At 70.1% G+C, this 20,994-nt stretch carries 18 protein-coding genes and 3 pseudogenes; 10 read left to right on the top strand and 11 right to left on the bottom strand.

The annotated features are described in order from the left end of the window. Positions 1–312 precede the first annotated feature (312 nt). Together ACFU9E_RS29335 and ACFU9E_RS29330 are read right to left on the bottom strand one after the other, a co-directional pair. Positions 313–1,234 (bottom strand): annotated as a pseudogene (locus ACFU9E_RS29335) (transposase); the annotation flags it as partial. A 118-nt stretch (positions 1,235–1,352) separates the two neighbouring features. Then, positions 1,353–2,753, bottom strand: a complete 1,401-nt coding sequence (locus ACFU9E_RS29330) for a CBS domain-containing protein (protein WP_380684377.1) — start codon at positions 2,751–2,753, stop codon at positions 1,353–1,355. Between the two features lie 454 nt (positions 2,754–3,207). Between ACFU9E_RS29330 and ACFU9E_RS29325 the strand changes: the two genes are divergently transcribed. The 5 genes and pseudogenes from ACFU9E_RS29325 (at position 3,208) to ACFU9E_RS29305 (ending at position 7,634) form a co-directional block, all read left to right on the top strand. Next, positions 3,208–3,771, top strand: coding sequence for a hypothetical protein (locus tag ACFU9E_RS29325; RefSeq protein ID WP_380684378.1), 564 nt, complete (start codon positions 3,208–3,210; stop codon positions 3,769–3,771). After that, positions 3,681–4,664, top strand: coding sequence for a TIR domain-containing protein (locus tag ACFU9E_RS29320; protein WP_380715490.1), 984 nt, complete (start codon positions 3,681–3,683; stop codon positions 4,662–4,664). The genes ACFU9E_RS29325 and ACFU9E_RS29320 overlap by 91 nt, the downstream gene beginning before the upstream one ends. A 131-nt stretch (positions 4,665–4,795) precedes the next feature. Beyond that, the gene (locus tag ACFU9E_RS29315; RefSeq protein ID WP_380684379.1) at positions 4,796–5,134 is read left to right on the top strand and encodes a hypothetical protein; all 339 of its coding nucleotides are present in this window, start codon (positions 4,796–4,798) and stop codon (positions 5,132–5,134) included. 7 nt (positions 5,135–5,141) lie between these two features. Beyond that, positions 5,142–5,897: pseudogene (locus tag ACFU9E_RS29310) on the top strand (transposase). 120 nt (positions 5,898–6,017) lie between these two features. Continuing rightward, a complete protein-coding gene (locus ACFU9E_RS29305) occupies positions 6,018–7,634 on the top strand; it encodes an ISAzo13 family transposase (protein WP_380684380.1) in 1,617 nt (538 codons plus the stop codon). A gap of 14 nt (positions 7,635–7,648) precedes the next feature. On the opposite strand, the gene ACFU9E_RS29300 is transcribed toward ACFU9E_RS29305, so the two are convergent. From ACFU9E_RS29300 to ACFU9E_RS29270, 7 genes are all read right to left on the bottom strand, one after another. Next, positions 7,649–8,539, bottom strand: coding sequence for a hypothetical protein (locus tag ACFU9E_RS29300; RefSeq protein WP_380684381.1), 891 nt, complete (start codon positions 8,537–8,539; stop codon positions 7,649–7,651). Between the two features lie 108 nt (positions 8,540–8,647). Next, on the bottom strand, positions 8,648–9,919 hold the full coding sequence (locus ACFU9E_RS29295) for a sensor histidine kinase (RefSeq protein ID WP_380684382.1): 1,272 nt from the start codon (positions 9,917–9,919) through the stop codon (positions 8,648–8,650). After that, positions 9,916–10,677, bottom strand: a complete 762-nt coding sequence (gene cseB / locus ACFU9E_RS29290; RefSeq protein ID WP_380684383.1) for a two-component system response regulator CseB — start codon at positions 10,675–10,677, stop codon at positions 9,916–9,918. Before cseB ends, ACFU9E_RS29295 begins: the two co-directional genes overlap by 4 nt. Then, positions 10,674–11,588 carry a hypothetical protein gene (locus tag ACFU9E_RS29285; RefSeq protein ID WP_380715483.1) on the bottom strand — a complete coding sequence of 305 codons (915 nt, stop codon included), beginning with the start codon at positions 11,586–11,588 and terminating at the stop codon, positions 10,674–10,676. The genes cseB and ACFU9E_RS29285 overlap by 4 nt, the downstream gene beginning before the upstream one ends. A gap of 124 nt (positions 11,589–11,712) precedes the next feature. Beyond that, a complete protein-coding gene (locus ACFU9E_RS29280) occupies positions 11,713–12,375 on the bottom strand; it encodes a class F sortase (RefSeq protein WP_380715481.1) in 663 nt (220 codons plus the stop codon). An 88-nt stretch (positions 12,376–12,463) separates the two neighbouring features. Beyond that, the gene (locus tag ACFU9E_RS29275; RefSeq protein ID WP_380687189.1) at positions 12,464–13,012 is read right to left on the bottom strand and encodes a hypothetical protein; all 549 of its coding nucleotides are present in this window, start codon (positions 13,010–13,012) and stop codon (positions 12,464–12,466) included. Positions 13,013–13,160: 148 nt separating this feature from the next. Further along, positions 13,161–13,682 carry a DUF1453 domain-containing protein gene (locus tag ACFU9E_RS29270; RefSeq protein ID WP_380687192.1) on the bottom strand — a complete coding sequence of 174 codons (522 nt, stop codon included), beginning with the start codon at positions 13,680–13,682 and terminating at the stop codon, positions 13,161–13,163. A gap of 87 nt (positions 13,683–13,769) precedes the next feature. Here ACFU9E_RS29270 and ACFU9E_RS29265 point away from each other — a divergent pair, with 87 nt between their 5' ends. Beyond that, the gene (locus ACFU9E_RS29265) at positions 13,770–14,429 is read left to right on the top strand and encodes a TetR/AcrR family transcriptional regulator (RefSeq protein WP_380687194.1); all 660 of its coding nucleotides are present in this window, start codon (positions 13,770–13,772) and stop codon (positions 14,427–14,429) included. 83 nt (positions 14,430–14,512) lie between these two features. Here the strand turns inward: ACFU9E_RS29265 and ACFU9E_RS29260 are convergent, their stop codons facing one another. After that, a complete protein-coding gene (locus tag ACFU9E_RS29260; RefSeq protein WP_380687196.1) occupies positions 14,513–14,725 on the bottom strand; it encodes a helix-turn-helix domain-containing protein in 213 nt (70 codons plus the stop codon). Positions 14,726–14,976: 251 nt separating this feature from the next. On the opposite strand from ACFU9E_RS29260, the pseudogene ACFU9E_RS29255 reads away from it, so the two are divergent. Next, positions 14,977–15,774, top strand: a pseudogene (locus ACFU9E_RS29255) (arylamine N-acetyltransferase); the annotation flags it as partial. A 38-nt stretch (positions 15,775–15,812) separates the two neighbouring features. Here ACFU9E_RS29255 and ACFU9E_RS29250 read toward each other — a convergent pair. Next, a complete protein-coding gene (locus ACFU9E_RS29250) occupies positions 15,813–16,484 on the bottom strand; it encodes a TetR/AcrR family transcriptional regulator (RefSeq protein ID WP_380687198.1) in 672 nt (223 codons plus the stop codon). Positions 16,485–16,614: 130 nt separating this feature from the next. On the opposite strand from ACFU9E_RS29250, the gene ACFU9E_RS29245 reads away from it, so the two are divergent. The 3 genes from ACFU9E_RS29245 to ACFU9E_RS29235 all read left to right on the top strand — a co-directional run bounded on the left by ACFU9E_RS29245 (position 16,615) and on the right by ACFU9E_RS29235 (position 20,912). Then, on the top strand, positions 16,615–17,451 hold the full coding sequence (locus tag ACFU9E_RS29245) for an SDR family oxidoreductase (protein ID WP_380687200.1): 837 nt from the start codon (positions 16,615–16,617) through the stop codon (positions 17,449–17,451). Between the two features lie 256 nt (positions 17,452–17,707). Then, a complete protein-coding gene (locus tag ACFU9E_RS29240; protein WP_380687202.1) occupies positions 17,708–18,865 on the top strand; it encodes a serine hydrolase domain-containing protein in 1,158 nt (385 codons plus the stop codon). A 649-nt stretch (positions 18,866–19,514) separates the two neighbouring features. Continuing rightward, positions 19,515–20,912 (top strand): delta-60 repeat domain-containing protein, encoded by a 1,398-nt coding sequence (locus ACFU9E_RS29235; protein ID WP_380690107.1) that lies wholly within the window; start codon positions 19,515–19,517, stop codon positions 20,910–20,912. The last annotated feature ends 82 nt before the right edge of the window (positions 20,913–20,994 follow it).

The following is a 20,994-nucleotide window of genomic DNA, read 5'->3' as shown; positions in this document are numbered from 1 at the left end:
AGTGACGGTGCGCCGGACCGTGAACCCCTCCTCGGCCCCTGCGCTCAAGGCTTGTTCGCACCTTGTGGTCTGTCAGACATCACGCGGGGCGGAACGGTTGCACACCGACGGAAAGAATTTTTCCCGGGCCTCGAAGGAGCCCCGAACCGCCCGGAACAACCCTGCCGAACCGGGTGATTCGCCCTCGAACTCCGCCCGGAGGGAAGGGTCAGAGCGCGGACGCCGGGTCGTCCGCGCCCTCGTCGGCGCGGTGACCTGCTGGTTGTCCCAGTCGATGGTGAAGGCCTCCTGACTGGAGGCCTTGCTCCCGGCTGCGACTTGGACGGTGCTGTCGGCCCGGATCGGACCGTGCAGGTCGATGCCAGGTTCGCGCCGGGCGGTCACGATCTGGGCGGCGGTGGGGTAGCCGGCGTCGACCCACTGCTCGCCCGGCAGGCAGTCCCGTTCGGCGAGGCGGGCATGGATCACAGCGGCCATCGCGCTGTCCCGGACGGTGGCCAGGTGGTGGCGGCGTTCGTGTGAGGTTCGGGACATCCGGCTCGCAGGTCTCGGCGACGCGAACCTTGCTACCGCCCCAGAGGATGTCGCGCTTCACGCTGCGGGGCTGCAGGCGACAACACGGCCGGGAACAGTCGCATGCCGCCGGCGCCGATCCGCTGTGCCACCTGGTCCCGTTTCGCGCGGGACTTCGGGAACCAGAACTCCTCGGCCCGGGTCGCGTAGTGCCGGAACCAGCCCGGGCCGGCGACCTCGACCAACCGGCTCGGTTCGCGGGCCACCGACAGCACGTGGGGGGAGTCGGTCTGGGCTCGGCCCATCGTCTTCAGCATGCGCTTGGCCCGGACCGCGTCCAGGATGCCGTCCAGCAGCCGCCGCCCGGCGTCCGCCTCGACCAGCCGGTCCCGGAACTCCGAGAGCACCCAGAAGTCCAACCCAGGATCGCCGAGTTCCAGCCCAATCGCGTACTCGAAGTCGATCCGTGCCCTCACCGCCGCCGTAGCCTGCCGGTCCGTCAGTCTATCGACGAACTGCAGCGCCGGGACCGGCGCCGGCTGGCCCGGCGCCCAGGCCGGCCTGCCCCACTCACCGGGAGCAGGTCGGCGAACCGCTCGTCCGTGATCAGGACTCCCAGCTCGTCCCGGATCCGGATTGCCAGGCTGCCATTCGGGAACGCCGCTCACGCCACCCGCACCGTCTCCACCGGGACCTCGCCCGGCCCACCCGCATGCATCATCACCGCACACCCCACAACAACCAACGCCGGTCTCCGAGACAAGCCTCGGAGACCGGCGTCACTCACAAGTCACCAACAGCGTCCACACAACTGCCAGAGCCCATTTCACACGAAACCGTCAGGATGTGTACTCGCGCAAAAGGTTAATCATGTTCCGAATCTTCTCTATGGCGTCCTCTGGCAGCGGGTCCGGGTTGAAGTGCAGTAGGTCGTTCCGGATCTTCCGGATCTGATCCAGCCGCTCGCCGAAAACCTTCCGGTCCAACGGCCAGCTCAACTGATTCCATGCGTCCGGATTGCCCAGCACTTGCTGGTAGTGGCCCATCGACAAGCTGTCGAAAGACACGATGGCTCCCTGCCCGCTTCGGGCGCAGAGCTCCTGAACGTAGGACAGCTCGAAGTTGGTGGCAATGATCCGGCGCAGGCGCTGGTCCAACTCCCCGACGAGGAAGAAGGGGCTCGCCAGCGAACCGTACGCCATGGCGACATCGCTGGCCGTCACGATACCGACTATCGCCTGCTTCTGGTCGCGAACAAGCACGAACTGGAACTTGACCAGCTCCGGCAAGACGTCGATCAGGTCATGATCGTAGGAGACCGCACGCGCCGGAATGATCGCGTCGGAGAAGGTCGCTTCCGGATTGGCATACCGGGCACGGGCGATCGACTCCCAGGTCACCGCACCGCGCAGGTTTCGCCCGCTGATCACCGGAAGCTGCGAGTAGTCATTGATGGCCATCTTGGTGATGGCCTCCTGGTACGTGGCATCCGGAAGCACGCTCACGATCCCCGGGGCAGCCGGCAGGAGGTTTCCCACGGTCAGACCCGCCTCGGGCTCGTCGTCGTCATCGTCATCGAGTGGAACACTCACAGGCACCGGCCCGGCTGCCGGAGGGCTCAGCAGGACTTCCGGGTCTACCGTGTCATCTTCTTCATGGGCCGCGCTGACCAGGTGCACCACGGAGTCAAAGTGCACCTTGTCAAAGCTCGGCGCAGTGACGAGGCCGTGGTTGGCCAGCTCCGCGTCAATCTGACCAGTGACCAGGTAGCCGCGCCGAAGTGCGTTCCACCAACCGACAAGCTCCCTGACGGTGACCGACATGGGCCGCCCGTTGTCCGCGTTCTCACGCGCCTGCTTCAGCCGCTCGTGGCGTTCGGCCGGTGTGAAAAGCTCACTGCTGTCCTCCACTCCGCCAAGCGGCCCCGCTGCTTGTTTGGCCATCTCGTCGAGAAAGTCCTGGCGCACAGCGTCCAGCGTCCGACCGTCGTCGAGCACCCAAGCGGTCCAGCCGTCGAACGATCCTCGTCCGACGGCCGCGATCGCCGCCGTGGAGGGAGACCTGAACAGCTGACCATCCGAAAGCCGCACCTTCCCTTCCTCCACGACGGTGGCGTGGTGTGTCTCGTCCTTACGGGGCCGCTCAAATGTGAGCTTTGCCCCTACCTCGATGTATCCAGCCGCGACCAGATCACCGACCGTGACTCGCCGGCCTTCGACGAGATACGACTCCCGCCCCATCTGCCCACCCCTGTTTCCCCTGCCCGCGTCACGCCTTCGCGCTCGCCTGTGTTCCCGGCCACACGGTTCGGAACCGCGTGGCCGCTGCACCTCTTGGTGCTGTATGACGCCACCCATGATGGCGTAACCGATCCGCGCCGATCCAGGAAATTCCGCAGCTCGTCCCAACGGGCCGCGACTGTCGGGGAGTGCCCGGCTCCCCTCCCGGATGCTGGAAGGGCTGGCCAGCGGCCAAGGAGCGAAATCTGATACCTCCGGGCTGCCTTGATCCACCTTGTCGGCGAGTGCACAACGAACCCCTGACATGTGGCACAACCCTTCAGCAACCCCAGAAATACTATTATCTAATTTCTCGCGAAATCCCTCACTCATCACGATGGGCACTCCCGCGGGGTAGCCGGCCCCTCCTACATCGTGCTTCACTATCAGGTGAAGTAGCGACCCGGAGATTTCTATGATCGCAGCGATGGTGACCGCCTGCGCCGGCATCCTGATTGCCGTCATTGCCTACTGGCTGAACCATCAAGGAGAGATTCACAGATCCCTAAGGAAGGCGCAAATCGACTGGGTGAGCAGTCAACTAAAGGACCTCTATGGGCCACTTCTCATCCTCGCCGAAACCAACGAAAAAGCATGGCAAGAATATCACAGGCAATACATTCTTCCCAACAGTGGAGGCGCGACCGAGATTCCATTGCAGGAAATTGAAGCGACACTATGGCACATCTGGGTGGGAGCGGTGTTCGCCCCTACGGCCAGGAGGATGCGCGACATCATCACCGCCCGTGGAGATCTGATCATTGGGGGAGAAATGCCGCCTGTGATCCTGGACTTTTGCGCCCATGCGGTGAGCTACGACGCACTGCTGGCTGGCTGGGACAGCGCCAGCGCGAGAAAATCGACTCTGATTCGCCATCCCGGAAGCGCATTTCTATCCTACGTCCGGGAGTCTTACGGTTCACTCAAAGAAGAGCAGGCGCTCCTACTCAAGGCGGCACATGTAACCGGTCGAACCTGATTCAGGAAAGAGGGGCTGCGATCAAGATATTTCTGAGCTGGTCCGGCGACCGCTCCAAAAGGGCAGCGGAGACGCTTTGGTCCTGGCTTCCGGATGTCCTCCAGTATATCAACCCATGGATTTCGAGCCTAGACATTTCTGCGGGGAGCAGAGGAGTTCGAGAGATTACAGACGAGCTTTCTGAAACAAATTTCGGGATCATCTGCACAACCCCAGAGAATCAGACTTCTACCTGGGTCAACTTCGAGGCCGGAGCCCTTTCCAAACAGGTCGAAGGTGGCTATGTCGTGCCGTTTCTTATCGGCATGAAAGTCACCGATCTGATCAGCCCTCTAAGTCAGTTCCAAGCCGTCGCCGGGGACAGCAAGTCCGACGTTCAGAAGCTTCTCTTCGACATCAATGACGCCTCGGGTGAACTGGCGATTCCACGCGAAAGGCTGGAACGCGCATTCCGGAGAAGCTGGGTAGAGTTCGAGGAAAATATTAGGGACATCAATGCACTTCCGTCGAGGGATGCTATCTCCAGCACGGTGGAGCGATCAGAGGCTGACATGACGGAGGAGATCCTTCTCATTGCTCGACAGCTCGATCACCGCATGGCAGAGATCGAGAGATGCGCGCTCCGGGCGGACGGGGCTCCGAGGAGGCCATCTCGAGAAATTCGCCGGATCAGCGAAGAGAAGTTCATCGCGACCTCGTTCACAAAGATCGGCTGGGAGGCCGTTCTCTCCTCCTGGGAGGGCAAGAACGTCGTTATCGTCGCGCAGAGTTCAGGTGATTCCCGGCGAACCATTTCGCGCGACTTTGTTGAACGAATCGCTAAATCCTTGGGCCGGGAGGTGGTCGTGCTCGGAGAGTCGGGAAAGGTAATTGCTCGCAGCAGCCTCCCCTGACGCCTCAAGCACGTTCCCAAGAGCTGTCCCGTAACCGCTGGCCGGTTGCCGAGCAACAGGCCCGGCGGTGACCAGTCGGCCTCGCCGATATCCGCGCGACTCCAGCCTGGCGACTGTGGCAGCCTGCGGACATGCCAGAGCTGCGAGAACATGCAGGCCGTCACTATGCCGTCCAGTTCCACTACGCCTTGCCCGACGACGCCTGGTGTGTGGAGCTGAGCGAGGCCGTGCCCGCGCCGGCCGCGTGGACCGAGATCCCCAACGCCGCGACCCACCTCCCCGGGGCCTCCTTCCTCGTGGCGGTGATTCCCGACGAGGATCCGGATCTGGAGCCGACCGTCCACATCCACAGCCACGACGAGCACGTCATCCCTTACGAGGTCATGCGCTGGTTCATGGAGCAGGTGGCCGAGCAGGTGGAGCGTTGCCGGGCCGCACTGACGCAGGAGGACCCCGAAGCAGTGGGATGATCTTGCGGTGACTGGTGTGATCACGTCGTCGGAGGCCTCCTGGACAGCCCCGTTCACCGGGCTGAGCCCGCGCGACTTCCGCAAGCTGGTGACTGCCCTGCGTCGCGAGGGCACTGACACGCGCCGCCCCGGCCGGCCGTGGGGTCTGCCCTTGGAGGACCAGGTCCTGCTGGTCGCGGCCTACTGGCCAACGAATCTGACGCTCCCGCAGCTCGGGCCGCTGTTCGAGGTGTCCAAGTCGGCGGCCGACCGCATCGGCCCGCCGCTCGCACTCAAGCCGCGGCAACGCTTCCGCAAGGGCACCGTGCTGAACGTCGACGGCACCCTGGTCCCCACCCGCGACCACACCATCGCCGAGCAGTCGAAGAACTACAGGTACTCCACCAACCATCAGGTGGTCATCGACGCTCGCACCCGCCTGGTCGTCGCTGTCGGCAAGACCCTGCCTGGCAACCGGAACGACTGCAAAGCCTGGGAGGAATCCGGCGCCAAGGACACGGTCGGCCGGATCACGACGATCGCTGACGGCGGCTACCCGGGCACCGGCCTGGTCATCCCGCACCGCCGACGACGCAGCGGCGAGCTCACCGAGTGGCAGGCGGAGCGCAACCGTGAGCACAAGCAGGTCCGCGCCCGCGTCGAGCACGTCTTCGCTCGGATGAAGACCTGGAAGATCCTCCGCGGCTGACGCCTCAAGGGCGAAGGCGTTCAGCACGCCATGCTCGGCAACGCCCGCCTGCACAACCTCCTCCAGGCTGCGTGAGGCGGGTGACCGCCAAACATCGGCCCGCACCCGAGACGCCGGAGATCAATTACGGGACAGGTCTTAGGGGTTGCAGAGAATCAAGATGTTGCTTCATGGTCTTGGGCTCGTTGATGTGGTATGCGCATCTCCGAGTCGATCCGTGACCAACTCGCCTTGAAGTTCCAGATGTTGTTCCCGCACCTGGATGAGCGGCAACGGCGTCGGTTGATGGGCGCCGAAGCCCGGGTGCTGGGCCATGGTGGTGTCCGGGCCGTCGCACGGGCGGCTCAGGCCAGCGAGACCACGGTCCGCAGGGGCGTGGACGAGCTGGACGCCGGAGAAGAGCCGCTCAGCCGGGTGCGTCGTCCCGGCGGCGGACGCAAGAAGGCTGCCGACTTGGACCCCGAGCTGCGACCGGCCCTGTTGGCCCTGGTCGAGCCGGACGAGCGTGGGGACCCGATGTCGCCGCTTCGCTGGACGACGAAGTCGACCAGGAGGCTCGCCAAGGAACTCACCCTGCAGGGGCACAGGGTCGGTGCCGACACCGTTGGCGACCTGCTGCGGGAGGAGGGATTCAGCCTGCAGGCCAACGCCAAGACCATTGAGGGCTCCCAGCATCCGGATCGCGACGCCCAGTTCCGCTACATCAACGAACACGCCATGAAGTACATCGAAGCCGGCGACCCGGTGATCAGCGTGGACACCAAGAAGAAGGAGCTTGTTGGCGACTTCAAGAACCAGGGCCGCTCGTGGCGGCCCGCGGGGGACCCGGTGCGGGTGAGCGTCCACGACTTCGCCGATCCGCAGCTTGGCAAGGCGATTCCCTACGGGATCTACGACCTGGCGGCGAATACCGGCTGGGTCAACGTGGGCACCGACCATGACACCGCCGCGTTCGCGGTGGAATCCATCCGTCACTGGTGGCACGGCCGGGGACGGGTCTCCTACCCGCAGGCGACCCGCCTGCTGATCATCGCCGACGCCGGCGGTTCCAACGGCTACCGCACCCGGGCGTGGAAGCTCGAACTCGCCCGACTTGCCGCCGAGACGGGCCTGACCATCACGGTCTGCCACCTACCGCCCGGGGCATCGAAGTGGAACAAGATCGAGCACCGGCTCTTCTCCCACATCAGCATGAACTGGCGCGGCCGCCCGCTCACCAGCCACGAAGTCGTCATCGAGTCCATCGCCGCGACCACCACCCGCACCGGACTGCACGTCACGGCCCGACTCGACACCACCACCTACCCGACCGGAGTCGCCATCGGTGACGCGGAGATGGCGGCCATGCCGCTGACCCGGCACGCCTTCCACGGCGACTGGAAATACGCGCTCCACCCACAGCCGTCCTCAGCTGTCCCGGCACCACGAGCGCCGGAGGCGCCCGAGTGGGACCCGGCCCTGCTATCCGATCCCTCACTGACCGGAATGTCCCGGCAGCAGCTGGATGACCTGACCCGGACCCTGGCGCCCCACGGGGACACCCGGCGCGGCCGCCCCCCGCGGCTTGCTTTCCCCGACCAGGTCCTGGCCACCGTGATTCACCTGCGGGTCAACCTGGCCGCCGAACCACTCGCCGTGCTGTTCGGCAGCAGCCGGACCGCCATGCACCGCACCCTCCTGAAGATCAGGAGGGCGCTTGAGACACAGGGCATCACCATCCGTACGGCCACCACCCCGCCCGCCGCTCTCAACGCCCTCCAGGCCCGGGTCGGCAACGACAACCCCAACACCAAGTTCAGGACGACGTGTTAATGATCTGCAAGCCCTTAGCGCTCGAACGGAACCTCAAATGGCATCGGCATCTTTTCCTTCTTCCTCAAACGTCGAAGAACCAATTCACGGACCTTTTCCGGCTCAACCCAGGCATTCCAGGCCTTGATGTAGATTGCCACCTGGTCGCGCATGTCCAACCTCCGCTTGGAGCCCCGTTTCTGCTTGTCGCTTGGCACCTCTCGCAAAGCGAGCCGTGCATCGCCAGAGTCCAAACTTGCACCCGACTTGAGGCCGGAGACCCACTCCTCAATATCCGCGGCAGGAGCCACCTCGGTGGTCACGAAATACCCGACGGCTGCCGCTGTCTGGCTCGCGAACAGATGCTTGGAAAGCTCCCGGCCAGCAGTCACCGCCTCCACATACCTATCCTTCTCCGCATTATATGCAGCCAGGATCCGGTCGTTCGACACGCGAGCCCGGCCGCCGGTCCAGGGTTCATTCGGCATCGCCTTGAAGAGAATCACGTGACGAATGGTGGAGGAAAGCAGGGTCAGATACTTCTCGCCGGTCGACGAGAGCGTATCCGCTGCACTCCGGCGCTTCCCGGTGTCGAGCACAGGGAAAACATCTCTCGACAACCCGTCGACAACAAACATCTCCGCAGGCGAATTGGCCTCAATAATTGCATGGAGGCGATGCTGGCCGTCAAGCAGTTCACCGGCCTTGTCGAAGGCGATTCCCTGATGAGTCAACCTCCATTCACCGCGGATGATGGCCTCTGCCAAAGTTCTTACCTGCCCTTTGTCCAAGGGTCGATTGACCGACGCCCGGGACAAAAACTCCTCGGCAATTTCAGGGGTCACCTTGACGATCCGCGAGACGGGGGCAGCCCGGGACTCAACCGGCTCGCCAGGATCCTCAGGGTCCGCAATAGTGATAGTCACCTCCCGATCCTAAGAGCACCAGTGCATGAGCGACCTACCTCTGTTTGTAACTGATCATATTTGACCTATAAAGCACTATCTCAATGCCTTTGATGTTGCTGCTTACCCTCAGGCACACCCGGCTCCAAGTACGCTCCCGGTGCCGCCAAGGCCCTCGTCGGCGTCCGCGTCGGCCGGCGGGAGGAGGAGGGTGGCGAGGGCGCCGCCGTCGGGGTGGTTGGTGAAGGTGAGGGCGGCGCCGATGACGCGGGTGTGGCCCTGGGCGATGGTGAGGCCGAGGCCGTGGCCCTTGCCGCGTTCGCGGACGCTGGTGCGGAAGCGCTGGGGCCCGTCGCGCAGGAGTTCGTCGGGGAAGCCGGGGCCGTGGTCGCGGACGGTGATGCGATGGCCGTCGACGCGCAGGTGGATGGTGCCGCCGCCGTGGCGGTCGGCGTTCAGGAGGAGGTTGCCGAGGATGCGGTCGAGCCGGCGCAGATCAGTGCGCACCGACGCGTCGGCCGCCACCTCGACCGTCACGTCCAGGCCGGTCAGCGCGACCGTACGGCGCACCGCGCGTTCCAGCGGCACCGCCGAGAGGTCGGGCAGTTCGGCGTCGGCGTCCAGCCGGGAGACCTCCAGCAGGTCCTCGACCAGCCCGCGCAGCGCCTGCACCCGGTTCTGCACCAGTTGGGTGGGCCGACCCGGGGGCAGCAGTTCGGCGGCGGTGACCAGCCCGGTCAGCGGGGTGCGCAGCTCGTGGGCGACGTCGGCGGTGAACCGCTGCTCGTCCTCCAGGCGCCGGTGCAGCTCCCGCGACATGAGGTCGACGGCCGCCGCGAGGTCGGCGACCTCGTCCCGGCCGTCGACGAGTTCACCGATCCGGGTGTCGGTGCGCCCGGCGGCGATGCCCCGGGCCGCCGTCGCCGCCGTCCGCAGCCGCCGGCTGATCCGGTCCGCGACCAGCACCCCGACCAGCACGGTGGTGAAGACGGAGGCGGTGACGGTGATCAGGATGATCCGGTCCAGGTCGGCGATCGACTGCCGGTCCTGGGTGAAGTCGAGCCGGACGGAGAGCACGCCGTCGCGGGTGGCGCCCGCCGCCCACATCGACTCGCCCTCCGGGCCCTGCGCGAGCAGCGACCCGCGCCGCCCCTCGGCCGCGAGGGTGCGCAGCCTGGTCGGCAGCACCGGGTCGTCCAGCGCGGCGTGCCGGCCGCCGCCCGTGACGTCCTCGCCGCGGCCGTAGGCGCCGAGCGCAGCGTCCAGCGCGGTGAGCGCGGATCCGCGTGCCTGGTCGACGTGCTGACGGACCATCGCCTGGTGGACGAGCAACCCGACCGCCACCGCGACCAGGACGGAGATGGCGGCGACGGCGGTGGCGATCTGGCGGCGCAGCGTCATTCGGAACGCCTCAGCTTGTAGCCGAAGCCGCGGACGGTATCGATCCGTCCGCCGCCGATCTTGGCGCGCAGCCGCTGCACGTGGACGTCGACCACGCGGGTGTCGGCGCCCCACTCGTAGTCCCAGACCCGCTCCAGCAGGACGGCGCGCTCCAGCACGATGCCGGGCGCGGCGGTGAACTCCAGCAGCAGACGCAGTTCGGTGGGGGTGAGCGGGACGAGCCGGCCGTGCACCCGGACCTCCATGGAGTCGGTGTCCACCTCCAGGCCGTCGAAGCTGCGGACCGGCGTGCGGGGTTCGGCGACGGCGGGTTCCGGCGCGGGCGGCTCCGGTGCGGGAGCCGGCGAGGGGGAAGGCGCGGGCGCGGCCGGGACGACGCGGATGCGGCGCAGCACGGTGCGGATCCGGGCGACCAGCACCGCGCTCTCGAACGGCTTGACCACGTAGTCGTCCGCGCCCGCCTCCAGGCCGGACACCACGTCGACCGGATCGGTGCGCGCCGACATCATCAGGATCGGCAGCTGGCTCTCCTCGCGGATCCGCCGGCAGAGGCCGACCCCGTCCAGCAGCGGCAGCATCACGTCGAGCAGCACCAGGTCGGGCCGCACGGCGTGGAACATCTCCAGCCCCTCCAGCCCGTCGGCGGCCGTGGAGACCGGGAAGCCGTAGCGTTCCAGGGCCATCCGGGTGGCCTCCCGGATCACCTCGTCGTCCTCGACGATGAGGATGCGGGGGTGGCTGGGCGCCGTGGGGTTCATGGCGTGGTCTCCGGGCGAGCGGGCGGCTGTGCGGTGGGCGGCTGCGCGGTGGGCGCGACCGTGGGCACGATCGGACGGGGCTGGCCGGGCTGCGGCACCTTGGGCACGGGCGTGGGCATGGCCGTCGGGGCACCCGCGCCCGATCCCGGGTCGGAGCCGTCGGGCCGGCGGACGACGGGCAGGCTCGGCATGGGTGCGGGCGAGGCGCCTCCGCCCGGGCGGAGGCTGCTCGGCCGCTCCCCGGGGCCGATGGCCGGCGTCGGCTCGGGCTCGGGGGTCGGCCCGGTGCCCTCGACCTTCTGGTCGGTCAGGACCAGCCGCGCGCCGTCCCAGCCGTAGCGACGGATGGTCCGGGACCGGATGGTGGTGGGCTCGTAGAGCCAGAGCTCGGTGCCGAGCGTCTCAGCGCCGAACCGTTTCAGCAGCTGCACCCGCAGGACGGGCAGCAGCCGGTCGGCGGCCGCGGTGTAGACGTGCAGCACGTCCGTGTCGGCGAGCCCGACGACGACCAGCAGTTCGGGCCGTCCGTCGCCGGTCAGGTCGCGGTACTCGGCGTTGCGGACCTCGCAGCCGGTGCAGGGCTCCAGGGCCCGCCGCTCGTCCTGGCTCACGCCGGGGTCCTTGGTCAGCAGCGTGCGGACGTCCACCGCGGTGACGTCCTGGCCGGGGACGGTCACGTCCGGGACCGGCTGCGGGGCCGGCTCCGGGGTGCGGCCCGCCGCGAGATCCGGCGGCGGGGCGGTGGCCTGGCCCGGCCAGAGCGGGATCCGGGCGGGCGGGCGGGCGACGGCGTCGGCCGCGCCGTGGTCGCGCAGCTCGCCGGGGGCGGCGCAGCCGACCGCCAGGGCGAGCGGCGCGGCGGCGAGCAGGGCGAGGAGGAGGGCGGGTGAACGACGGACGGCGGTGCTCATCCTCCGGTGGCCCTCCTGGTCCTGGTCTGCGGTGATGTCGGTTCGTGTCCGGTCGGCGGATCGCCCGGACGGCACCCGCCGGTTTCCCGGCGGGTGCCGTCCGGGCAGCGTAGCCGGAGCCCGATCAGCCGGCGGAGGTGGCCGGGTCGGCCGGACCGGCCAGGTCCGCCAGGACGATGATGTTGTCCGTCCAGTGACCGTCGGACCCGATCCGGCCCCCACAGGTGATCAGGCGCAGCTCGGGCGCCGTCGTGTTGCCGTACACCAGGTCGGTGGGGAACGCGTCCTTGGCGGCCTGGACCAGCTCGCGGACCCGGAAGTCCACCGTGCTGCCGTCCTCGCGCCGCACCTGGATCCGGTCCCCCGCCCGCAGCTTCGGCAGTCCCCGGAAGACCGCCGGGCCGTGCGCGGTGTCGTAGTGCCCGATCAGGACGGCGGGCCCGGTCTCGCCCGGGGTCGGACCGTTGCGGTACCAGCCGACCTCACCGGCACGCTCGGCGGACGGCACCTCGACGGTGCCGTCGGTGTTCAGGCCGAGGCCGGTCACCGGGGCGTCGACGCCGGCCGCCGGGACGAGCAGACGGGTCGGCGGCGAGGCCGCGAACGGGCGCGGGGCGGTAGTCCCGGTCCCCTTGTCGGTGGCGGCCGGAGCGGCGGTCCCGGTCCCCGTCGACGGTGTGTCCCCCGCGCCCTGCCGGGCCGAGGTCTCCACCCGGACCACCGGGGGCTCCCGGTGGTCCGAGAGCGCGACGGTCGCGCCGAGCGCCAGGCAGAGCAGCCCGGCCACCCCGAAGACGCTCCGGTTCAGCCCGCCCGGCCGCGGCCCGCCGTGCCGGGCGCGCCCCCCACGACGACGCCCGCCACGGTGGCCGTCGTCAGCCGCGCGCACCGGAGCGGCGGCGCAGCACGGCGAAGCCGAGCGCCCCGGCGCCGACGGCGGCGACCGCGCCGCCGCCGACCAGCTTCAGGCCGGAGGAGTCACCGGCGGTGGACCCGTCACCGGCCTGGGCGGCGCCCTTCGGCACCTCACGGACCTGCGGCTGCCCGGAGGCCGGGGCGGGGGCGGGCACGGGCGCGCCGTTGGCGTCGCGGGTGAGCGACGGCAGCGGAGCGACCGGGCGCGTGGCGTCCTTCGGCACCGGGGAGACCGTCGGCACCGCGGAGACGAACGGCGACGGAACGGCGGTCGGCGGCGCCGGGGCGACGGTCGGCGGCGCCGGGGCCGGCTGGGCGGTGCCGCCGCCGGTGCTGCCCGCCGCGGCCGGGGCCTTGGCGGACGGGGTGGCGGTCGGGGTGGCGGCACCGGCGCCGCCGTCGGCCCAGGCCTGCCCGCCCGTGACGACGGTCAGCAGCGCGGCGCCGGTCAGGGCGCAGACGGCCGACATCCGCAGAACGGCGCGGTTCCTGGTGGTACGCGTGGCCATGCGAACTCTCCATTCATCCTCGGTGACGCGGGTCCCGGCCAGGTGTGGCCGGTGCGTCGAGAGCGACGGTAGAAAGCCCGTGTCGCGGTCCCCGGCCGGTCGTGTCACAGCGGCTCATCGGCTGCGTAACGACTTTTCGGGTCGGCGCTCAGCGGCGGGTGAGCCGGTCGATCCGCTCGCCGTAGCGGTCGAGCGGGCCGGGCTTCTCCGGCGCGAACGGCGTCCCGCCGCGCAGCCCGCGGTAGCCGATGACCAGCGCCTCGCCGAGGAAGCCGACACCGATGGAGAGGTTGAGCGGGCGGGCGTCCTCGTGCATGCCGAGCTCGCGGGCGAGCAGTCCGTAGAGCACCGAGGCCAGGAGGGCGACGGCGATCACGAGGAAGGTCCTCCCGGTGTAGCGCTGGTGGAGGACGCCGTTCCTGGTGGACAGCGCGACCGTCCCGCCGCGCAACGCGCCGAGGCCCAGGCCGATCAGGCAGCCGCCGACCACCCAGCCGACGTCCGCGCCGTTCAGGTCCTCGGCCTCCAGCAGCGACCAGACGCCGAGGGCGGTGAGCACCACCGGCGGGCCGAACAGATCGCGGACGTTGACCGGTTCGCCGATCAACCGCTTGACGACGACGGCCACCGCGGCCGCGGCGATGACCGTCACGAGCAGCCAGGTGTTCACGGCCCGCACCCCCCTTGCGTTCCCGGGCCGTCTGCCGCCCCGGAGGTCCTGCGGCTCAATTTAGCTCGACCGTGCTATAACAACAACATGCCCAAGGTCATCAGCCCCGAAGCCCGCCGCCAGGACGTGGCGCGCGCCGTCCTGCGCATCGTCGGCCGGGACGGACTGGAACACGCCTCGCTGCGCAACATCGCCGACGAGGCGGGCCTGGCGATCGGCTCGGTGCGCCACTACTTCGACGGTCAGGCCGAGGTGGTGATCTTCGCGATGGAGGAGCTGTGCCGGCGCATCGGCGAGCGCGTGCGCGGCCACGCCGAGCGACTGCTCGACCCGGCCGCCGCGGCCGACCCGACCGACCCGGCCGCCCCGCTCGACCGGCGCGCCGCCGTCGAGGCCCTGCTGGCCGAGCTGCTCCCGCTGGACGATCCCCGCCGTGAGGAGGCGGTGCTCTGGCTGGCCTTCACCACCGCCGCCCGCACCCGCCCCGAACTGCGGCCCGGCGCGGCCCTGCTGCACGAGTCGACCCGCCGCCTCGTCGCCCGCGTCCTGGACGAGGCCCGCCGCTCCGGTGGAGTCCCCGCCGGCCTCGACCTCCCCCTGGAGACCGAACGGCTCGCCGCCCTCCTGGACGGCCTCGCCCTCGGCATGGTCCTCCACCCGGACGGCGTCGCCCCCGACACCGCCCTGCTGATCCTCCGCCGCCACCTCCACGACCTGGCCGAACGGCGAAGTGACGACGCGCGATGAAGGGCTCGCTCCACAGGGCCGGATTTGCCGTCGCTCTGTACGGACACCCGTAGCACGGTCGGGGCCATGGGCGCCGCCTTCAGTCATTCACACGAGACCGCGGGGCGCCGAGTCAAAGATCGGTCGTTCATGCCGGCCTCGCCGAGCATGCGGTAGCGGTCGGCCCAGCACTTGGCCGTGGTCGGCGAGACCTGGAAGCGCTCGGCGGCCCGCCGCAGCGGCCAGCCTTCCTCGACCACGCAGCGGGCCAGGCGCAGGCGTCCGGTCTCGGTCAGCGGTGCGTTACGGTGTGGCATGAGGGCCTTTCTGGCTGTAGGTGCAGATGTCGCAATCCACACCTGGCCAGAAGGCCCTCACTCATCTCAAGATCACTACGCCGTGAGCCCTGTCACCAACCTCCGTGGTCAGTACACCTAGCGCCCGTTCTCCCGTGCCGGGCCGGGATCACGGCGGTACCCCGCCCGAGTCGGGTCCTAGGTCGCAGGGTCCACGGCGGGCCGAACCGCAGCCGGAGGCAGGGGCGCCGCCGGGTCCGTACCGTGGCGGTATGAGCGTCGACCTCGACAAGTACTTCGCGCGGGTCGGGTGGAACGGCGGGCGGGCGCCCACCCTGGCCACGCTGCGGGCGCTGCAGCACGCGCACGTGCTGGCCGTCCCGTTCGAGAACATCGACGTGGTGATGGGCACCGTGCCGTCGCTGGACGTCGCCGATCTGGAGGCCAAGATCGTCGCAGGCTCGCGCGGCGGCTACTGCTTCGAGCAGAACACGCTGTTCGCCGCCGTGCTGGAGCAGTTGGGCTACGGCGTCGACCGGCACACCGGCCGGGTACGGGTGAACGCGCGGCCCGGGGAGATACGGCCGCGCACCCACCTGGTGCTGGTCGTCCGGGTGCCCGGGGCGGGCGGGGCGGACGGCACGGACGGGGCGGACGGGGCGGACTACCTCGTGGACGTCGGCTTCGGGTCGGCGGACGGTCTGCTGGAGCCGCTGCCGATGATCCCCGGCCCGGCCCGGGAGGGCCGGGGCCGTCGGCACCGGCTGGTGCTGGAGGGGGCGGACGCCCCCGTGCCGGTCTGGGTGCTGGAGGCCCGGCACGGCGACGAGTGGCGGCAGCTGGTGTCGTTCACCCTCGACCCGGCGCCGGCGCCCGACATCAACATCGCCAACTGGTACGTCGCCACCCACCCGCGCTCGCCGTTCCGCCGCCTCTTCGCGCAGCGGACGCTCGACGACGGACACCTGTCGCTGGACGGCACCAGGCTCACCCGCACCGCGGACGACGGCACCGTGACGGTGGAGGAGCTCGACGGCGCGGAGGGGATCCGGGCGGTCCTGGAGTCCGAGTTCGGCATCACCCCTCCCCCCGGCCTCCACCCCGGCCGTCAGCCCGCCGATCCCCCCGCCGCCCCGGGCGCGGTCAGACCGGCGGTCAGGAACGCCACCACGGTGGAGAGTTCGGGGAACGACGGCTCGGCGGTGGAATCCACCTCGGCGGCGAGCGGGCGCCCGTAGGCCTCCAGGAGGGTGGTGAACGCGAGCCGCCAGCGGTCGGTGATCTCGCGGACGGTCAGGTCGGGCAGGGCCCGGCCGAGGACGACCTCGAACGGGGCGGTGCCCGCCCAGGGCGAGCCGCTGAGCGGCCGGTCGGCGGTGAGCATGGCCTGCGCGAGCAGGCGGCAGAGCATCCGGCCGCGCTCGGTCCGCACCAGCTCGTCGAACGGTGCGGCGACGGCCGCCACGAGGGTCCGCACCTGCGCGGGCCCCGTCGCCCCGGGGTTCACGGTGGCCGCCTCCAGCCGCCCCTGCCAGAGCGGCATCAGCTCGCGCCCGAGCAGCGCCGCGACCAGGCCCTCGCGGGAGCCGAAGTGGTAGTGCACCGCGCCCGGATTGAGGCCGGCCTCCGCGTTGATCGCGCGGACCGAGACCTGGCCCACACCGCGCCGGAGGAAGAGCCGCTCGGCGGCGGCGAGCAGCCGGTCCCGGGTCGATCCGGCGTCCGGGGCCGGGGCGGTGTCCGGGATCGGGTTCTGGTCCTGAGCTGTTCCATCCGGCATGCCGCCATTGCACCACAGGAACCCGAGTTACTATCCAATCAGTGATTGAATCCTGATTGGCAAGCGCCCTGAAGGGCGCGCCGCCAGTCCCGTGCGCCCCCACGCGCACAGTGATCGAGAGGCTCGCACCATGGGTACCTACGCCGTCACCGGCTCCGCTTCGGGAATGGGCGCCGCCAGCGCCGCCGTCCTCCGGGAGGCCGGCCACACCGTCATCGGCGTCGACCTCCGTGACGCCGACATCACCGCCGACCTCGGCACCGTCGAGGGCCGCCGCGCCGCCGTCCAGGGGATCCTGGACGCCTCCAACGGGGTCCTGGACGGCGTGGCCGCGGTGGCCGGCGTCGGCCCCGCGATGAAGGACCCCGCCGCCGTGGCCTCGATCAACTACTTCGGCCCGGTCGACCTGCTGGAGGGGCTGCGCCCGGCGCTCGCCCGCTCCTCGGCGGGGCGCGCCGTGGTGATCGGCTCCAACTCCTCGACCACCGTCCCGATGATCGACGAGAAGCTCGTCGAGCTGCTGCTCTCGGGCGACGAGGACGCGGCCCGCGAGCGCGCCCGCGCGGCCCTGGCGGCGCTCCCCGCCGAGGCGGCGCAGGCGGCGCAGGGTGCGCCGAGCATCTCCGCCTACGCGACCTCCAAGTTCGCCCTGGCCCGCTGGGTGCGCCGGACGGCCGTCACCCCGGCGTGGGCGCGCGAGGGCGTGCTGCTCAACGTCATCGCGCCCGGCGCGGTGATCACCCCGCTGATGCTCGGGTCCACCGGCGCGGGCGAGGAGCCGGACGCCAACGACTTCCCCACCCCCATGCCGCTGGGCCTCTTCGGCCGGCCCGAGGACATCGCCTTCTGGGTGCACCAGTTCCTGCGGCCCGAGGCCCGCTTCACCACCGGGGCCACCCTGTTCGTGGACGGCGGCACCGACGCGGCGGTCCGCCCCGACGCCCAGCCCACCGCGCTGACCTTCTGAGACGGCTCTGGCGGCGGCCGCGCCGGGAGCGGTCCCGGCCCGGCCGCCGTTCGCCGTCACCGGCCGTGGCGCGTGCCGGCGGACAGGCTCCGCCCCGGGTCCAGCGCGCTCAGGCCGAACATCAGCGCCCCCAACGGCACGTGCAATGGCGGCTCGTGGGCTCTGGCTGACGATACGTCAGACGGGAAACGTCCTGAGCCGAGGGGGCGTTGATCCAATCACGGGGGACGGGCGATTCGGACCTTTGGAGGTCGGTATGGCTCGGCAGGGGGCGCTTCGGCGCGGCTTCGGCGCGGTGGCGGTGGCCGCCGCGGTGACGGCGGGAACGGTGACATCGGCCGCGGCGGCCGGCACGACCGGCACGACCGGCACGACCGGCACCCACAACGGCGGCCCGCACGCCGCGACGCGGGCGGCGATGGCGGAGCTCGTCCGGGCCGAGGGCCTGCCCGGGACGATATCCGGGGTCCGCGAGGGCCGCGACAGCTGGTCGGCGGCGGTCGGGGCCGCCGACACCGCGACCGGGCAGCCCCGGTCGCCCCGGGAAAGGTTCCGGATCGGCAGTCTGACGAAGACCTTCACCGCCACCGTGGTGCTCCAGCTCCGGGCCGAAGGGCGGCTCTCCCTGGACGACACGGTCGAGAAGTGGCTGCCGGGCGTGGTGCAGGGCAACGGGAACGACGGGGCGAGGATCACGGTCCGGCAGCTCCTGGGGCACACCAGCGGACTGTTCTCCTACGACGAGGATCCGACGATGATCCAGCGGCTGGCAAGTCCCGACTTCCTGGTCCACCGCTTCGACACCTACCGGCCCGAGGACCTGGTCCGGACGGCGGTCTCGCACCCCCCGGTGTTCGCACCGGGAACGTCCCGCTCGTACTCCAACACCAACTTCGTCCTGGCCGGGATGATCATCGCCAAGGTGACCGGCCGCCCGTACGGCGAGGAGATCGAGAAGCGGATCATCCGGCCGCTGGGCCTCTCCGCGACGACCCTGCCCGGCACCGCCGCCGGTCTGCCGCAGCCGCACGCGCTCGGCTACTCCACGCTGTTCGGCGGCTCGCCGACGCCGCTGGAGGCCACCGAACTCAACCCGTCGTGGGGCGGATCGGCCGGGGAGATGATCTCCACGACCGCCGACCTGACCCGCTTCTACTCCGTCCTGATGCGCGGGCAGTTGCTGCCGCAGGCCGAGCTGGACGAGATGGTTCCCGCCGCCGGCGGTCCCGGGCTGGGCATCGGCAGCGTGAAGCTCAGCTGCGGGATCACCGTCTGGGGCCACAGCGGCACCATCCACGGCTCCTCGACCATCGCGCTCACGACGCGCGACGGGCGCCACGCGGCGGCGTTCAACACCAACGCCGACTGGGTCGAGGGCGAACGCGCCCTCGGGGAGGCCGAGTTCTGCCACTGAGCGGCGCCGCGGCCCGAACGCCGCCCCGGCCCCTCGCGCTCGTCCGCGCGAGGGGCCGCACTCCTGCCCCGGCGCGGGAGTTCGGCGGGTGCGACTTCACGCTCCCGGCGCATGCGGCGGCGTAGGGGCGTGCGCCAGGGGGCGTGCGGGAGGGTGCAACGCGCCGGTGGAGGGAACTCCGGCCGACGCCGTCCGAATGCGGCGAATCCGCTGGTCGCGCGGGGCCCCGAAGACGTACGGGAGTTCGATCAACCCCCGCTCGCCCACCGCTTCCGAGCGAACGGAAGCTTGCGGCCGGAAAGCCTTGCCCCGGCGCGCGCCGGTGCGCCACGATGGCGACGCGGCCGGTTCCGCAGGACCGGTCGTCGGCCTGAACCTCCGGCATATGCCAACGGGGGGCGGCCCCGTGTTGCCCGGGCAGGCGTCCAACCGCCGCCTGACTCCCCGGACGGATCCGTCTCCCTCCGTGCGGCGTGCCCCTCCTGGCCCGCAGCCCGCATCCACCGATGCCGCTGTGCGGTCGGACGTTCCGCACCAATCCTTCCCTCCAGCCTGCTCGGGCATGCGCGCAAACGGAGCGCACCCGTGGGCACACACCGCTATCGGGGCCCCTGCCCCGGCCTCCCCCTCAGCGAAAGAGGATTCTGTCATGCGCATGCTCAACGCGCGGCGCCTCGCCGCCGCGACCGGAGTCGCCATCGCCCTCATCACCGCCGTCCCCGCCGGCGCCACCCCGGGGGCGCTGGACACCACCTTCGGCACCGGCGGCAAGGTGACCACCGACTTCGGCAGCACGCCCTCGCTGCCCGACATCGCCAACGCCCTGGCGATCCAGCCCTCCGACGGGAAGATCGTCACCGCCGGCCGCCACGGAATCAACGTCCCGGCCGCCGGCGGCAACGCCCAGTTCGCCCTGGCCCGATACAACACCGACGGCAGCCTGGACACCACCTTCGGCACCACCAGCACCGTCCCCGGCACCGTCGCCTTCTCGTTCCTCGCCGCGCCCAACACCAACTTCGCCCGGGCCGTGGCGATCCAGCCCTCCGACGGGAAGATCGTCGTCGCGGGGCTGGCCGGCCCGAACGAGCAGACCGCCAACGTCGCGGTCGCGCGCCTGAACACCGACGGCAGCCTGGACACCTCCTTCGGCACCGGCGGCAAGGTCCTGCTCAACGTCTCCGGCGGACTCGGCGACGGCATCCGCAGCCTGGTCATCCAGCCCGACGGAAAGATCGTCGGCGCCGGCGCGGCGGGACCCAATGCCCTGCTGGTGCGCCTGAACCCCAACGGCACCCTGGACTCCACCTTCGGCGGCGGGCTCGGCCTCACGACGCTGCAGCTCGGCACCACCAGCCACTTCTTCGGCCTGGCCCAGCGCAACGACGGCAAGCTCGTCGCCGGCGGGTTCTCCGTCAACACGGTGACCAGCGCGGACAACTTCCTCGCCGCCAGGTTCAACCCCGACGGCAGCCTGGACACCACCTTCGGCACCAGCGGCTCCACCAACGTCTCCTTCGGAGTGCTGTCCGACCTCGCGTTCAGCCTCGCCCTGACCAACGGGGGCAACAACGGCAAGATCGTCCTCGGCGGACTGGCGCAGTCGCCCGACCCGTTCAACATCATCGGCGCGGGCGCCTTCGGCCTGACCGAACTGAACGCCGACGGCAGCCTCAACACCTCGTTCGGCACCCTCGGCAAGACCACCACCAAGATCACCCTCCTCGGCGACGAGGCCCGCTCGATCGCCATCGGCCCCTCCGGCAGGATCTACGCCGCCGGCGAGAGCGGCGAGGTCTCGCCCTTCCCGCTGGACCCCAACACCGGGGTGCAGACGGTGGTCCGCTACACCTCCAACGGCCTCCTCGACACCAGCTGGGGAGCGTCCGGCATCGTCACCACGCCGTTCGGCACCGGCGGCGCCTCCGCCCGCGGCACCGCCATCGACTCCAGCAACCGCCTGGTCACCGCCGGCACCGCCACCGTGACCAAGCCCGACCTCACCCCCGGCTTCGACTTCACCGCCGCGCGCTACCAGACCAACTGACCCAGCGGCGCACGATGCGAAAGGCGGCGGCCCGAACCCCTTGGGGTTGGGGCCGCCCCCCCCACCCGCGAGCCCCGGAAAA

It is taken from the genome of Kitasatospora sp. NPDC057595 (genome assembly GCF_042800875.1).
In the GTDB taxonomy this organism is placed as follows: domain Bacteria; phylum Actinomycetota; class Actinomycetes; order Streptomycetales; family Streptomycetaceae; genus Kitasatospora.
The sequence above is the reverse complement of the archived record's forward strand: the minus strand, read 5'-3'. Positions and strand labels throughout refer to the sequence as shown.

Excerpts from the sequence above, each read along its gene's own strand:
- ACFU9E_RS29330 (WP_380684377.1), bottom strand. The coding sequence starts at position 2,753 with ATGGGGCGGGAGTCGTATCTCGTCGAAGGCCGGCGAGTCACGGTCGGT.
- ACFU9E_RS29325 (WP_380684378.1), top strand. The coding sequence starts at position 3,208 with ATGATCGCAGCGATGGTGACCGCCTGCGCCGGCATCCTGATTGCCGTC.
- ACFU9E_RS29315 (WP_380684379.1), top strand. The coding sequence starts at position 4,796 with ATGCCAGAGCTGCGAGAACATGCAGGCCGTCACTATGCCGTCCAGTTC.
- ACFU9E_RS29305 (WP_380684380.1), top strand. The coding sequence starts at position 6,018 with ATGCGCATCTCCGAGTCGATCCGTGACCAACTCGCCTTGAAGTTCCAG.
- ACFU9E_RS29295 (WP_380684382.1), bottom strand. The coding sequence starts at position 9,919 with ATGACGCTGCGCCGCCAGATCGCCACCGCCGTCGCCGCCATCTCCGTC.
- cseB (WP_380684383.1), bottom strand. The coding sequence starts at position 10,677 with ATGAACCCCACGGCGCCCAGCCACCCCCGCATCCTCATCGTCGAGGAC.
- ACFU9E_RS29285 (WP_380715483.1), bottom strand. The coding sequence starts at position 11,588 with ATGAGCACCGCCGTCCGTCGTTCACCCGCCCTCCTCCTCGCCCTGCTC.
- ACFU9E_RS29275 (WP_380687189.1), bottom strand. The coding sequence starts at position 13,012 with ATGGCCACGCGTACCACCAGGAACCGCGCCGTTCTGCGGATGTCGGCC.
- ACFU9E_RS29265 (WP_380687194.1), top strand. The coding sequence starts at position 13,770 with ATGCCCAAGGTCATCAGCCCCGAAGCCCGCCGCCAGGACGTGGCGCGC.
- ACFU9E_RS29260 (WP_380687196.1), bottom strand. The coding sequence starts at position 14,725 with ATGCCACACCGTAACGCACCGCTGACCGAGACCGGACGCCTGCGCCTG.
- ACFU9E_RS29250 (WP_380687198.1), bottom strand. The coding sequence starts at position 16,484 with ATGCCGGATGGAACAGCTCAGGACCAGAACCCGATCCCGGACACCGCC.
- ACFU9E_RS29245 (WP_380687200.1), top strand. The coding sequence starts at position 16,615 with ATGGGTACCTACGCCGTCACCGGCTCCGCTTCGGGAATGGGCGCCGCC.
- ACFU9E_RS29240 (WP_380687202.1), top strand. The coding sequence starts at position 17,708 with ATGGCTCGGCAGGGGGCGCTTCGGCGCGGCTTCGGCGCGGTGGCGGTG.
- ACFU9E_RS29235 (WP_380690107.1), top strand. The coding sequence starts at position 19,515 with ATGCGCATGCTCAACGCGCGGCGCCTCGCCGCCGCGACCGGAGTCGCC.